12 protein-coding genes are annotated in these 13,468 nt (G+C 49.6%); 5 read left to right on the top strand and 7 right to left on the bottom strand.

The window, feature by feature from the left end; all coding sequences use genetic code 11:
• The first annotated feature begins 134 nt into the window (after positions 1 to 134).
• Entirely contained in the window at positions 135 to 692 is a 558-nt protein-coding gene (locus OB13_RS03980; RefSeq protein WP_461488852.1) for a hypothetical protein, read from the top strand.
• Between the two features lie 86 nt (positions 693 to 778).
• Here the strand turns inward: OB13_RS03980 and OB13_RS03975 are convergent, their stop codons facing one another.
• The 4 genes from OB13_RS03975 to OB13_RS03960 all read right to left on the bottom strand — a co-directional run bounded on the left by OB13_RS03975 (position 779) and on the right by OB13_RS03960 (position 4,570).
• Positions 779 to 1,936: a Gfo/Idh/MocA family protein gene (locus tag OB13_RS03975; protein ID WP_461488851.1), complete on the bottom strand. Its 1,158-nt coding sequence runs from the start codon at positions 1,934 to 1,936 to the stop codon at positions 779 to 781.
• Between the two features lie 169 nt (positions 1,937 to 2,105).
• A complete protein-coding gene (locus OB13_RS03970; RefSeq protein ID WP_461488850.1) occupies positions 2,106 to 2,918 on the bottom strand; it encodes an aminotransferase class IV in 813 nt (270 codons plus the stop codon).
• Between the two features lie 164 nt (positions 2,919 to 3,082).
• Complete coding sequence (gene dprA / locus OB13_RS03965) at positions 3,083 to 4,204, bottom strand: DNA-processing protein DprA (RefSeq protein WP_461488849.1); 1,122 nt, start codon at positions 4,202 to 4,204, stop codon at positions 3,083 to 3,085.
• 18 nt (positions 4,205 to 4,222) lie between these two features.
• Positions 4,223 to 4,570 (bottom strand): MerR family transcriptional regulator, encoded by a 348-nt coding sequence (locus OB13_RS03960; RefSeq protein WP_461488848.1) that lies wholly within the window; start codon positions 4,568 to 4,570, stop codon positions 4,223 to 4,225.
• Between the two features lie 204 nt (positions 4,571 to 4,774).
• Here OB13_RS03960 and alaS point away from each other — a divergent pair, with 204 nt between their 5' ends.
• From alaS to OB13_RS03945, 3 genes are all read left to right on the top strand, one after another.
• Positions 4,775 to 7,411, top strand: a complete 2,637-nt coding sequence (alaS, locus tag OB13_RS03955) for an alanine--tRNA ligase (protein ID WP_461488847.1) — start codon at positions 4,775 to 4,777, stop codon at positions 7,409 to 7,411.
• An 81-nt stretch (positions 7,412 to 7,492) separates the two neighbouring features.
• Complete coding sequence (gene gatB / locus OB13_RS03950) at positions 7,493 to 8,950, top strand: Asp-tRNA(Asn)/Glu-tRNA(Gln) amidotransferase subunit GatB (RefSeq protein ID WP_461488846.1); 1,458 nt, start codon at positions 7,493 to 7,495, stop codon at positions 8,948 to 8,950.
• 208 nt (positions 8,951 to 9,158) lie between these two features.
• The gene (locus tag OB13_RS03945; RefSeq protein ID WP_461488845.1) at positions 9,159 to 10,271 is read left to right on the top strand and encodes a redoxin domain-containing protein; all 1,113 of its coding nucleotides are present in this window, start codon (positions 9,159 to 9,161) and stop codon (positions 10,269 to 10,271) included.
• An 89-nt stretch (positions 10,272 to 10,360) separates the two neighbouring features.
• Here the strand turns inward: OB13_RS03945 and OB13_RS03940 are convergent, their stop codons facing one another.
• From OB13_RS03940 to OB13_RS03930, 3 genes are all read right to left on the bottom strand, one after another.
• Positions 10,361 to 10,999, bottom strand: coding sequence for a hypothetical protein (locus OB13_RS03940; protein WP_461488844.1), 639 nt, complete (start codon positions 10,997 to 10,999; stop codon positions 10,361 to 10,363).
• 12 nt (positions 11,000 to 11,011) lie between these two features.
• A complete protein-coding gene (locus tag OB13_RS03935) occupies positions 11,012 to 11,551 on the bottom strand; it encodes an acyl-CoA thioesterase (protein WP_461488843.1) in 540 nt (179 codons plus the stop codon).
• Between the two features lie 109 nt (positions 11,552 to 11,660).
• Positions 11,661 to 12,323: a protein-L-isoaspartate(D-aspartate) O-methyltransferase gene (locus tag OB13_RS03930; RefSeq protein ID WP_461488842.1), complete on the bottom strand. Its 663-nt coding sequence runs from the start codon at positions 12,321 to 12,323 to the stop codon at positions 11,661 to 11,663.
• A 368-nt stretch (positions 12,324 to 12,691) separates the two neighbouring features.
• On the opposite strand from OB13_RS03930, the gene OB13_RS03925 reads away from it, so the two are divergent.
• Complete coding sequence (locus OB13_RS03925) at positions 12,692 to 13,276, top strand: riboflavin synthase (protein WP_461488841.1); 585 nt, start codon at positions 12,692 to 12,694, stop codon at positions 13,274 to 13,276.
• Positions 13,277 to 13,468 lie beyond the last annotated feature (192 nt).

Genomic DNA, 13,468 nt, shown 5'->3' with positions numbered 1-13,468 from the left:
GGCCTTTGCCATTAAAAACCTGTTTCTTACTAACTATACCTAAAGGCCAGCGCTTCGTGCAAACTACTGCCAGGCCCCGTGTGTTCTCTTATTGAAGGGTATCACTATAAACGCTTAGAAAGATGGAGTTAAGCATGAAACTTCGCTATCTGCTCCTGGCCTTGTATGAATATAAATATAATGGAAAGCTTTACGAGATAGAGGCTATCTTTTCTACCAATGGCATTGCAATAAGTCGGGTGGAAGCACAGGAAATCGCCAAAACGCTCACGGAAGACGGACTGATCAGGACCATGTCCATAGGAGAGACGCTCTATAGCCAGATAACGGTGGATGGAGTGGAATATCTGGAGGAGAACAATTACTTCACCGGGAGTACTTATTTACCCCAGGATAGAATAAAACCCCTGGAGCGGGAGCTGCTTCGTGACAAGCTGGATCTGCTTCAGGCGCAACTTCAGGAGTCCAGGCTGGGTAAAATCGTGCCGGCGGTAACCATTGCGATGGAAGTAGAAGAGCTGAAAAACCTGCTGAATATACTGGGCAGGCATAGTTGGATACAGATACTTAAAGGAAAATTATTTGAAATGAGTGCCGGCTACCTGTCACAGGTTGAGCTACACCATGCGCTGCAAATGTTCGAAGTACATGCCGCATCAGAAAACCAACCCGTGTCAGACTTTACTATATGAGCCCTTGAAGAGGTTATTTCATCCGGGTATACGCCAAAATGTCGTACCGATTGCTTAAAAACTCCTTAACTAAACCGTCAGGGCGATTAGCCCAGGGATACCCTTTTGCCTGTTCTGGCGGCCTCGTAAATAGCCATCAGTATCCGTACATCCCGCATACCCATCTCGCCGGGCACGCGTGATTCGGTACCTTCCCGTATATTTTGAGCGATTCCATCCAGTTGGCGTGCCTGCTGGTTTACCTGCGGAAAGTCCATAGCGCCCTCACTCGTTTTGCCTTTTAGCCCGGAGTAACTGTAAGCCGGCTGGAGGCGCCACCAGCCTTTTTCGGCTTCTCCGTACAACAGATTTCCCTCTTCATTGTAGCTGCTACGGCAGTCGGCAACGGCTCTATTTGTAAAATGCATTTGCCAGCTGATCGTTTCTTCCACTTCATTAAAGAATTTGGGCTTGGTGACCTTTCCGAACCTGGCCGTAATGGCTACAGGAGATTCTCCCATGGTGTAGATTGCTCCCTGCACGCAGTAAATACCCAGGTCCATCAGTGGGCCGCCGCCTGCCAGTTTCTTGTCCAAGCGCCACACATCTGGATTCCCAATGACAAAACTGTCCGCAGCTTCTATTTTCTTCACGTCGCCATACACCTTTTTTTGACCCAGTTCCATAATCCGCTGGTGATGCGGCTCAAAGTGTAGCCGGTACCCGATCGAGAGATGAACTTTGTTCTTTTTACAGGCATCGATCATGCGCTGGCAATCCTCTACCGAAGTAGCCATTGGTTTCTCGCAGATCACGTTCTTGCCGGCGTTGGCAGCTTTTATGGTATATTCTGCATGCAGGCCGTTGGGTAAGACAATGTAGAGCACGTCGATATCCGGATTGTTGGCTACCTGCTCCATCGTCTCATAGGTATAGATATTTTTATCAGGGAGGTTATACTTCTTTTTCAAGGTTTCTGCCTTGGAAGGCGTGCCCGTCACGATGCCAGCCAGGTAGCAATGCTCCGTTTCCTGCAAGGCCGGGGCCAACTGGTTGGTGCTGTAATTCCCTAATCCGACCAGGGCAACCCCCAGCTTTTTCTTCTGCGCATTTCCCTGGAGGCCCCAATCTTTTTCCTTTTCACCATAGGTTTTATTACCGGATCCGAAACCCAGGAGAGGAGCCCCTAAAGCGGTTGTACCCAATGCCAGTGAAATTCCTTTGATAAATTGACGGCGGTTGAAGCTCTGAAAATGTGCAGCCATACCCTAACTGGAAAGACTAGTAAAACACTACTCATCTTATAAGTTACTCATCAGAAAAAGTTTAAACCGACTTAGGGAAAGTAATAGATAAGCTGGTAAAGGAGAGTTTTTAAAGAAGAAAAACAAGAATTGTTACAGCGAGAAGTCTACAACACATCCGGTTGACGAATCAAAGCAAGGCGTCCTGCAGCTGACGAAGCAGGGGGTGGCTGGAGGCAAAGGCTTTGTCCTCCAGCGCTCCGATCACGCGCAACCCTGTTACATTCGCAGCAAAGGCAGCATCGGCCTCTTTCACTTTACCTATCTCAACATATACTTCCATAACTGCTATACCTGCTGAAGAGCAATAGCGCAGGATATTCCGGCGCATAATCCCATTCACACATCCTGTTTCAAGCGTTGGGGTATACAGCACATTTTCCCTGATCCAGAAGATATTGGACGAAATAAGTTCTGCAACAAAACCTTCAGCATTTAATAGCAGCATATCATTGAAACCCTTGGTTTGCTTCTCTATACCTGCCAGCACATAAAGTGGTGCATGAGGACCTTTAAAATGGGAGAGAGGCGAGAGGCTGGTTCTGGCTGTTTGGCAAACTGCAATTTTTATACCTGTTTCAGGTATAGCTTGGGTTGGCTCTACGGTTGCCAGCCATTCGATTTCGTTTGTTTGTGGGGTATATAGTCCTCCGCCCGTTCGCCAAACCTTCAGCTTCAATCTTCCATAGTCACTTGCTGCTTGTTGTTTTGCCAACAGCAAAAGTTTTTCTTCCAGCTCATCCTTCCAAAATGAATCAGGAATAACCAATTGCAATGCTGTAGCGGCTTCCCGCATACGCTCCTGATGGTCGGCCCAAAATCGCAGCTTGCCATTTACGACCAGGATGGTTTCAAAAAAACCATCATTATACTGAAAAGCCCGATTGCTTAAAGGAAGTTTCAGCTCTGGTTCCGGGAGGAAGGTGTTGTTATAGAGAAGCAAGGGAGGTTTGGAGTTAGAAAGTTAAAAAGTTGGGAAGTTAGAAAGTTGATAAACTTTTGTCATCTTGGAAAGATATTGGTGGCAAATTGCAAAGGCTTTTTAACTGGCAGCCAGGATTCCTCCTGAATGACATTTTAATATAATTTAAAGAAATTTTTAATCCCTCACCTAATCAAAGCAAAGCGTTTGCCAGGCATAGCCTTGATCATACCTTTAAATTCGAGGGCTAGCAGGACCGAGGCCAGTTGACTAATGGGCACCTGCGACTTCCAGCCCAGGTTATCCATCTGCTCTTCGCCGGATTGTAGCAAGACCTGCAGCACCTGCATTTCTTCGGGCGAGAAATCGGCCGGGTCAAAGACAGGTATAGCAGCCGCTTTTTTGGCAGCCAGGCTGTCTTCCACGTCCCAGTTCAGCAATTCCACCAGGTCCTGGGTGCAGGTATAGACGGCAGCTTTATGGGATTTGATCAGCCAATTGGTGCCTTCCGATACAGACGAGTTGATATTACCGGGCACCGCCATCACTTCCTTGTCATAGCTATGGGCGATGTCAGCCGTGATCAGGGTGCCACTCTTAAAGGCTGCCTCCACCACGATCGTACAATCGGACATTCCTGCAATGATGCGGTTGCGGGCCGGGAAACGGGGTGCGTCCGGCTTGGTGCCGAAAGTATTCTCGGTGATCACGCCGCCCTGCTCCAGCATTTTCTCTGCATACTTCTTGTGCACGCCCGGATAAATGGTATCAGGCCCGGAAGCCATCACGCCTACGGTGGGCAGCCCCATTTGCAAAGCGGCCCGGTGTGCCAGGATATCGATTCCGTAGGCTAGACCACTCACCACTAGCACATTGTATGGTTTCAGGCCTTCTACAATGCGTTCTGTTATTGCTTGCCCATAAGCAGAAGGCTTGCGGGTACCCACCATGCTGATAATCCGGCGATGGTTCAGGTCCGCATTGCCACGGAAGTACAGCAACGGCGGCGCGTCCGGCAGCTGTTTCAACCGGTTTGGATACAAAGGAGAGGTATAGAACAGCAGCTGCACCCCTTTAGCTTCTGCCTTTCTGAGAACCTCTTCTGCCTCCAGCAGCGCCTGCCGGCCATTGTCGCGTATGCTGTTGGCCACCCGCTCACCAACGCCCGGAATTTTCACCAGTTTAGCTGGTGGCGTCGCAAAGACTGCTTTGGCCGAGCCGCAATAGCTCACCAACACCTTTGTCAGCTGATCGCCGACATAGGGCAGAAAAGATAAGGCAACTTCAAACTGCGCTTCTTCAGACATGCACCCAAGTACGCAGGCTTAGCTTTTGGTGTTCAGTTGGTCCTTGATTCCAACCAGGAACGAACGAACTTTTTCGAGCGAATGGATGATCTCGATCTTATCCTTTGTCTGCACAGACTTATTCTTCAGCACTTCTTTGGCACCCTGAATCGTAAAGCCCCGCTCTTTTACCAGGTGGTAGACCGAGCGCAGGTCTTCGATGTCTTTGGGTGTATACTGGCGGTTGCCTTTTTTGCTTTTCTTTGGCTTAAGTTGATCAAATTCGGTCTCCCAGAAGCGGATCAGCGAGGGGGCAACGTCAAAAATGGCAGCGACTTCACCTATCGTGTAGTACTGCTTCTCAATTTCTTTTTCTTTATAAGGCATAGTGTCTGGTTCGTAATGAAGCAGCTACAGCACTAATTTTCGGGTATATGCTGCTGAAATACGGCTAAAATATGCTACTTTTGCCATAATTGAGACCAACACCGAGACGCCCGGAACGGCTGTTTCTGAAAGGCAAAAATTCTATATTTTTTGTTATTAAACAACAAGTATAGCAGATAGTATCTAAAGGCTTAATACTCATAGATGAACTCAGCTGAGATTAGACAAAAGTTTCTTGACTTCTTTGCTTCCCGACAGCACCAGATCGTGCCGTCCGCCCCGCTTGTGGTGAAAGATGACCCTACCCTGATGTTTATTAACTCAGGTATGGCGCCCTTCAAGGATTATTTCCTGGGCAACAAACCGGCACCTTCTAAGCGCATTGCCGACACCCAGAAATGTCTGCGCGTATCGGGCAAGCACAACGACCTGGAGGAAGTAGGCTACGATACCTACCACCATACCATGTTCGAAATGCTGGGCAACTGGTCATTTGGCGACTACTTCAAGAAAGAGGCCCTGGCCTGGTCCTGGGAACTGCTTACAGAGGTATACCAACTGCCGAAAGACAGGCTGTACGTTTCCGTTTTCCAGGGCGATGCGTCAGAAAACCTGCCGATGGACCTGGAGGCTTTTGATATCTGGAAGACCATGATCGCAGAAGACCGCATCCTGATGGGAAACAAGAAGGATAACTTCTGGGAAATGGGCGATACAGGTCCGTGTGGCCCTTGCTCAGAGATCCATGTGGATCTTCGAATGGAGGAGGAACGTGCCCAGGTAGACGGCAAATCGCTTGTGAACAATGACCATCCACAGGTAGTGGAGATCTGGAACAACGTATTCATGGAGTTCAACCGCCTGGCGGATGGCTCGCTGGTAAAACTGCCTGCCCAGCACGTCGATACCGGTATGGGATTCGAGCGTTTGTGTATGGCCATCCAGGGCAAGCGTTCCAACTACGATACCGACGTATTCCAGCCCCTCATCCAGTTCATCGCCAAGGAAGCCGGTGTTAGGTATGGAGAAGACGAAAAAGTAGACATCGCGATCCGTGTGATGTCTGACCACATACGGGCCATTGCTTTTGCCATTTCGGACGGACAGCTGCCCTCCAATAACAAAGCGGGGTATGTCATTCGCCGTATCCTGCGCCGTGCGGTCAGGTATAGCTTTACCTTCCTGGATTTCAAAAAACCATTCCTGTATAAACTGGCAGCCGTACTGGCCGACCAGATGGAAATCGTATTCCCGGAACTCAAAGCGCAGCTGGCCTTCGTGCAGCGGGTGATAGAGGAGGAGGAAAACGCTTTCCTACGTACGTTGGAGAATGGTTTGAAGCGACTGGATGCTTTGGAAGCTAAATTCAAAGAGAACAACAATACCATCGACGGCAAAACTGCTTTCGAACTATACGACACCTTTGGCTTCCCGCTGGACCTGACTGCTTTGATTGCCCGTGAAAAAGGCCTGAAAGTGGATGAGGCTGGCTTCACCGTGGAGATGGAACAGCAGAAAAACCGTTCCCGCAACGCTTCGGCCTCCGAGCAGAGTGACTGGGTGATTGTGCAGCCAGGTATAGAGACGGAGTTTGTCGGGTATGAAAATGATGTAGCTGATTCGCGCATTGTGCGTTACCGCCAGGTAAAGACCAAAAACAAGAGCGAGTTTCACCTGGTGCTGGACCGCACTCCTTTCTATGCCGAGAGCGGCGGACAGGTTGGCGACACCGGTTACCTCATCTCGGACACGGAGCAGGTCGAAGTGCTGGACACCAAAAAGGAAAACGACCTGATACTGCACATCACTTCGAAATTGCCAGCCAATATTGAGGCTACTTTCAGAAGTGAAGTGGATGTGGAGCGCCGCAACCTGATCCGTAAAAACCACTCGGCTACGCACTTACTTCATGCCGCTTTAAGAAAAGTGTTAGGCGAGCACGTGCAGCAGAAAGGCTCCCTTGTCAACGAGAAAGTACTCCGATTTGACTTCTCCCACTTTACAAAAGTGACGGATGAGCAATTGCGTGAGGTGGAGACGATCGTGAACGAGCGCGTACGCCAGTCAATTCCTTTGGAAGAGCAGCGCAACGTGCCGATCGCGGATGCCAGGAACATGGGCGCAATGGCCCTTTTTGGCGAGAAGTATGGCGAGTTTGTTCGTGTAATCGCTTTTGACCGGGAACATTCGGTGGAGCTTTGCGGCGGTACGCACGTCTACAATACGGGCGAGATCGGCTATTTTAAGATTCTCTCTGAAAGCTCCGTGGCCGCCGGTGTGCGACGTATCGAAGCCACTACAGCCGCATCCGCAGAAGACTACATGCAGCAGCAGCTCAACGAGCTGAATGCCGTGCGCGAAGTACTCGGAACGCACAGCAATGTGTCGGGAGCAGTGCAGAAACTGCAGGAAGACAACAAAGCCCTGCAGAAGCAACTGGAAGCTTTTGAACTGAAGCAGCTTACCACACTAAAGGAGAGCCTGGTGCAGAAAGCGCAGTCCATGGACGGGATCAATTTTGTGGCCGAGAAGGTGGATGTTTCGAATGCAGACTATCTGAAGAAGCTGGCTTTTGACATGCGGCAGGCCATGGACAACCTGGTGCTGGTATTGGCAGCCGAAATTGACGGCAAGCCTCAGATTGCGGTTATGCTGTCAGACAACCTGGTAACAGACCGCAAACTCAACGCCAGCCAGATGGTTCGGGAACTGGCCAAAGAGATCAAAGGCGGCGGCGGCGGACAACCGTTCTATGCCACTGCCGGTGGGAAGGAAACAGCCGGATTACAGGCTATACCTGCCAAAGCTTTGGAATTAGTGAAAACGTTGGTTAATGGATAAGGAGTAACTAATAGTGCCTAAAGATCGATTGACTCAAATAAAGCCATTGGTCAGGATTCACTATTGATACATAATTAGAACATGGATAAAGCAATAAGAGATAAGTATCAGGCGATCATCGGTCTGGAAGTTCACGCCCAGCTGCTGACAGAGAGCAAAGCCTATTCTTCTGACTCTACGGAGTATGGCGTATTGCCCAATACGAACCTGAGCGTGATCACGCTGGGCCATCCGGGTACGCTGCCGCGCATCAACAAGCGGGTAGTGGAAATGGCGGTGAAAATGGGCCTTGCCACGAACTGCGACATTACACGCTATAACATCTACGCCCGAAAGAACTACTTCTATCCGGACCTTCCGAAGGGCTACCAGATCACACAGGACAAAACGCCCGTGTGTACGGCTGGTTACCTGGACGTAAAAGACGCCGAAGGAAAAGACAAGCGCATCGGCATCACCCGAATTCACATGGAGGAGGATGCCGGTAAATCCATGCACCTGGCGGGCGAAACAGAAACGCTCATCGACCTGAACCGTGCCGGCGTACCGCTGATCGAGATCGTATCGGAGCCGGATATCCGTGATTCGGAGGAAGCCTACAACTACCTGATGGAGATCCGTCGCCTGGTGCGTTACCTCGAGATCTGCGATGGCAACATGGAAGAAGGTTCATTGCGTTGCGATGCCAATATTTCCGTAATGCTCAAAGATTCGCCGCTGTGGGGTACCAAGGTAGAAGTGAAGAACATGAACTCCTTCCGGAACGTGCAGCGCTCCATCGAGCATGAGATCGAGCGCCAGATTATGGTGCTGGAAAACGGCGGCACTGTGGATTCGGAAACCCGGAACTTTGATGCCAATACAGGTACGACCACGGCCATGCGTTCCAAAGAGACGCTCAATGACTACCGTTACTTCCCGGAGCCCGATCTGCCACCCCTGGTAATCGAGCACGAATGGCTGGAGCGTATCCGCGAAACCATGCCGAGCCTGCCGCAGGAGCTTTACAAGCGTTTTACGCAGGAGTTCGGCCTCTCTGAGTACGATGCCGGTGTCCTGACAGACTCCAAGGAGATTGCTTTATACTTTGAAGAACTTTGCAAGTACACCAGAAACTACAAAGCGGCATCCAACTGGGTCATGGGCCCGGTCAAATCGTATCTGAATGAGCTGCAGCTGCACATCAAGGATTTCCCGCTGCAGCCGCACAGTATAGCCGAAATCATCGCACTGGTAGATGAGAACAAGGTGAGTCATTCGGTAGCAGCCAAAAAGTTATTCCCCTACATGCTCGAAAATCCGGGTGTAGCCGCTCACCAGGTAGCCGAGGAGCAAAACCTGCTCCAGGAGTCTGATTCTGATTCGCTGCAAGGTATAGTAGCCGAGGTGCTGGCTGCCAATCCGCACAAAGTGGAAGAGTACAAAGCCGGTAAACAATCCCTGATCGGCATGTTTATGGGCGAAATCATGAAAAAGACAAAAGGCAAAGCAGACCCTAAAGTAGCAAACAAACTGCTGCTGGAAGGTTTGAAAGCTTAAAAAATAGATTTTAGTATCAAGATATTAGACATTAGACTTCTCGAATTTTAAATTTTCTAAGTCATTTAGAGACGAGTTAGAACAGTAATTAATTTACTGCGCTATAATTAAATTTTGTCATAAGTCTTATGTCTTGCTACTTGTGTCCCAGCTTAAAAAATGCAATGGGTCTTATAATTTATGACCTGATACTTAAAAGCAAAGCGATATGAACTTAAAAAAGTATGTAGTAATGGCCTCGGCTGTAGCTCTTCTTGGAGGATGCCAGGGCAATAAATCTGCATCCAACGGCAGCGGGGACTTTACCATCATGGGTAAGTTGCAAAACGCCACAGCGGGACAGATCTACTTGTTTGAGCTGGGCGAGCAGCAGTTTGTGGCCCGCGACACAGCCGACATTGCACAGGACGGTACCTTTAAGTTTGAAGGTAAGGTGAAAGAGCCGACTTTTTACAGAGTTGGTCTGGATCAGCAAAATGGCCTGATGCTGGTGCTCGACAAAAGCACGATCAAAGTTGAAGCCGACGCCAGTGACCTGAACGGTACGGCTAAAATTGAGGGCTCCCAGGATTCGGAATTGTTCCAGCAGCTCAACAAGCTGGTGACAGATTCGCGCCAGAAGGAAGCTGAGCTAAGCCAGCAATTCAACCAGGCCATGAGTGAAGGCAAGACGGAGGAAGCGGAAGGGTATAGAAATGAATACCTGGCCATCCAAAAGAACCTCAAAAATTTCCTGGCACAGCACCCGGGCTCTGTGGTGTCTGCTTTCGGCACATTGAACCTCATCAACCCGATGACGGACTTCACCTTTGCCGACAGCATGTCAACGCTTTATGCAGAAAAATTGCCTGATTCCAAGTATACCACCTTGCTCAACAGCAGACTGGAAAGCCTGCGAAGCACGGCCGTTGGTTCTGTGGCCCCGGATTTTTCGCTGGCTACACCCGAAGGAGGCAGCATTGCGCTATCTTCCCTGCGCGGCAAGTATGTCTTGATCGACTTCTGGGCCAGTTGGTGCGGACCGTGCCGCAAAGAGAACCCTAATGTGGTGAAGATGTACAACCGTTACAAAGACAAAGGCTTCGAGATATTTGGCGTTTCCTTGGACCAGTCCAGAGAGAAGTGGCTGAAAGCCATAGCGGATGATAAGCTGACATGGCCGCACGTATCGGACCTGAAAGGGTGGGAGAGTGCCGCCGCCCAGCTCTACCAGGTAGACGCTATCCCGCAAACGATCCTACTCGACAAAGAAGGCAAGATCATCGCGAAAGGGCTGAGGGGCGCAGAGCTGGAAGCAAAACTTGCTTCACTTCTCCCTTAAGTAACAAACTGAGTTTATTCCTAAAACAAGAAAGCCCTTCTAATGCAGAAGGGCTTTCTTGTTTTATTGAATTGGCAGAATCCGCGAGATTAACCTTTAAAAATGCGTTGCAAGGCATTCCAGAGGAGCCTTTTCTGCTCCTGGTCCGTGTCCAGCACCGCCAGGGACTGGGAAAACACAACCGGCACATCGCCTATTAAAACGGGGTTATAAAGCGTGAATTTAGCATGTGGCAGGTCGGTATCCAGACGGCTTGCAAAGCTGATGATATACTTTGTCAGGATTGCTTCGCTGAGCGCTTCAAACCGGACGGTTGCTCCGGACACATTGTTCACAAACGCCACGTCGGCCCGTCCAAAGCCTATGGCAGCCAGAATCTTTTGGAGGAACTGGGATTGCGGCAAAGCATTGAACTCAGTTGCCGGAAGCGTCACCAGCACAACCAAGCCTTTCCGGTTCTCACCGATCACCTCATACGCTTTCGGCACTGCTACCTGCTCCACTTTGGGCAATTTAGGTATAGGCGCCGCAGCAGACGGTATGGGGGCAGCAGGCACGATCTGATCAGCTGTTGGTACGGCAGCAGGTGCAGGTATAGCGATTGGCTCCGGCTCAGCTAAAGGTACGCAAACAGCAGGCAGCATTTCTTCTTCTATCCGGTAGATCGTCTCCGGAAGAAAATTCTTCAAAAATGCTGCATTCAGATTTTCTGCTGCTAAGGGTGCCATACGTTTTCGTTATTACTTCTGCTTTTGCTCTTCTTCTTTCAGATCGAAGATAGACTTTAACTCATTGGCTTCGCTGGGCTTCATACGACCGGCCAGCACGAGACGCAGCTGACGGCGTTGCATGGCTCCTTCGTAGAGCAAGATCTCTTCATCTGTTTCAGGTATAGCCTCCGGTACGTCGATCGCGTGCCCCGATTGGTCCACCGCCACAAAAGTGAAGAATGCCTGGTTTGATTTTACTTTTCTGCCACTCGGGATATCCTCCGCATAAACAACAATGTGCACTTCCATAGAAGAACTGAAAGCCCGGGTAACTTTTGCTTCCAGCGTCACCACATTGCCCAGTTTTATACTTTCAGCGAAAGACACATTATCAACTGAAGCAGTCACCACGATGCGGTTAGAGTGCCTCTGGGCGGCAATTGCCGATACAATATCCATCCAATGCATCATTTTACCTCCCATCAGGTTGTGGAGGGTGTTGGTGTCGTTGGGCAACACCAGTTCCGTCATGATAACGTAGGAATCTTTTACTTTTTTCTGTTTACGCATGTTGATTTGTTAATACTCGCTCCAAAGATACGATATGCCTAAACAAACAAAAAGGCAGGTGCAATATTATAAAGAAGCAATATCAACCCTTCCGAAAGCAGCCTCCGCCCTACATGGTTTCGGCATCCCAACCAGACTTACCGAGCAGGGGTACAAATTTGAAGTTTGAAAACTCTTCTTTCGTAAATTCATTTTCGCCCTTGCGGGTAATGCGCAACATTTTCTGACTCTTCTCGCCACCAACCGGGATCACCAGTATACCTCCTAAGGTGAGTTGCTTGACCAGGCTTTTCGGCACGCCCGGTGCACCGGCCGTCACGATGATCTTGTCGTAGGGCGCATGGCGGGGTAATCCTTCTGAACCGTCTCCATGAAAGGTATGCGGATGCAGGCCATAGGTCTTAAAAAACTTGACCGCTTTTTCATAGAGCGCCTTTTTATACTCGATGGTATAGACGTGTGGGGTGATTTGCAGCAGCACGCAGCACTGGTAGCCGGAACCCGTTCCTATTTCCAGCACTTTATCGGTCGGTTTGAGCTGAAGCAGTTCGGACTGAAAAGCTACGGTATAGGGTTGTGAGATCGTCTGGCCTTCCCCGATCGGAAAGGCTTTGTCCTGGTAAGCCTGCTCCAGAAAGGCTTTGTCAAAGAAAAAATGCCTGGGTACCGCCTCGATAGCTGCCAGCACGCGCTCATCTTTTATACCCTTTTGTCTGAGCTGACTCACCAACGCGCGACGCATACCTTTGTGCTTATACAGATCTGTTTGCATTTCCCTTTTTTAAGTACCTGGTATTAAAAATTAATTATCCGGATATCCCACCAAATTAACTCTATCCGGTAGGAGTACCCAACTTTCAGCCTGCTGCTACATTCTCCCTCTACAAACAACCATGCTGCGTTTTCAGTAGCAGTAAACACAGGTATAGCTACTGGTTATGGTAGAACGCACCGGTTGCCTGCTCACCTTCCCGTACGTTTACTCCGAAGCCGGGCCAGTGGTTGAATCATGCGAAAATAAACATCCCTGCCAACAGTTACCTACTCCGAAGGCCTTTTTAAATCGCAATAACGAATGGATGCAATGGAATTGAGCTAAAACATGGTTAATTTTGTATTCCACAATTGAATAGAAAAACGATGTTTACAGGTATAATTGAGGCGATGGGCCAGGTAGAGGCCATACGGGAGGAAGGCACCAACAAACACTTCATTGTTTCAGCGCCCTTCACGCGCGAGCTGCAGATCGACCAGAGCGTAGCCCACAATGGCATCTGCCTGACCGTGGTAGACATAGCAGGAAGCAACTATACCGTAACTGCCATCGACGAGACGCTTCAGAAAACGAACCTTAATTCACTTCAGGTAGGAGACAAGGTCAACCTGGAGCGTTGCATGAGTGCCAACGGCCGCTTCGACGGGCACATCGTGCAGGGCCACGTGGACCAGGTTGCGGTATGTGAGTCGGTGAAGGATGAGAACGGCAGCTGGGTCTTCACTTTCCGCTATGACCCTTCGCTGGGCAACGTAACGGTTGAGAAAGGCTCCATCACCATCAATGGTATCAGCCTGACGGTAGTCAATTCCCAGGAAGATCGTTTCTCCGTAGCCATCATTCCGTATACCTACCAGCACACCAACCTGCATCAGGTTGTACCGGGCTCCACCGTCAATCTGGAGTTTGATATCATCGGCAAGTATGTGGCCAGATTGCTGGGGAAATAGGTCCTTTTTGATGAAATGGCAAAATACGTAGTTTTTGTAGGGACAGGTCGCGACCTGTCCGCTCTATGACAGTGCTATGAAACAGTCCTGACTGATGAAACTATACGCTCATCCCTTAAATCCTGAGAACCTGATTGAGGTAGTTTCCTGTAAACGTTTGCCGGTGCACGATTCGGACAGGTCGCGACCTGT

Source organism: Pontibacter sp. HJ8, from assembly GCF_054824225.1.
This window is presented reverse-complemented; position numbering and strand designations above follow the sequence as displayed.

Bases quoted from the DNA above. Each gene is read 5' to 3' on its own strand.
- OB13_RS03980 (WP_461488852.1), top strand. From the start codon at position 135: ATGAAACTTCGCTATCTGCTCCTGGCCTTGTATGAATATAAATATAAT.
- OB13_RS03975 (WP_461488851.1), bottom strand. From the start codon at position 1,936: ATGGCTGCACATTTTCAGAGCTTCAACCGCCGTCAATTTATCAAAGGA.
- dprA (WP_461488849.1), bottom strand. From the start codon at position 4,204: ATGTCTGAAGAAGCGCAGTTTGAAGTTGCCTTATCTTTTCTGCCCTAT.
- OB13_RS03960 (WP_461488848.1), bottom strand. From the start codon at position 4,570: ATGCCTTATAAAGAAAAAGAAATTGAGAAGCAGTACTACACGATAGGT.
- alaS (WP_461488847.1), top strand. From the start codon at position 4,775: ATGAACTCAGCTGAGATTAGACAAAAGTTTCTTGACTTCTTTGCTTCC.
- gatB (WP_461488846.1), top strand. From the start codon at position 7,493: ATGGATAAAGCAATAAGAGATAAGTATCAGGCGATCATCGGTCTGGAA.
- OB13_RS03945 (WP_461488845.1), top strand. From the start codon at position 9,159: ATGAACTTAAAAAAGTATGTAGTAATGGCCTCGGCTGTAGCTCTTCTT.
- OB13_RS03940 (WP_461488844.1), bottom strand. From the start codon at position 10,999: ATGGCACCCTTAGCAGCAGAAAATCTGAATGCAGCATTTTTGAAGAAT.
- OB13_RS03935 (WP_461488843.1), bottom strand. From the start codon at position 11,551: ATGCGTAAACAGAAAAAAGTAAAAGATTCCTACGTTATCATGACGGAA.
- OB13_RS03930 (WP_461488842.1), bottom strand. From the start codon at position 12,323: ATGCAAACAGATCTGTATAAGCACAAAGGTATGCGTCGCGCGTTGGTG.
- OB13_RS03925 (WP_461488841.1), top strand. From the start codon at position 12,692: ATGTTTACAGGTATAATTGAGGCGATGGGCCAGGTAGAGGCCATACGG.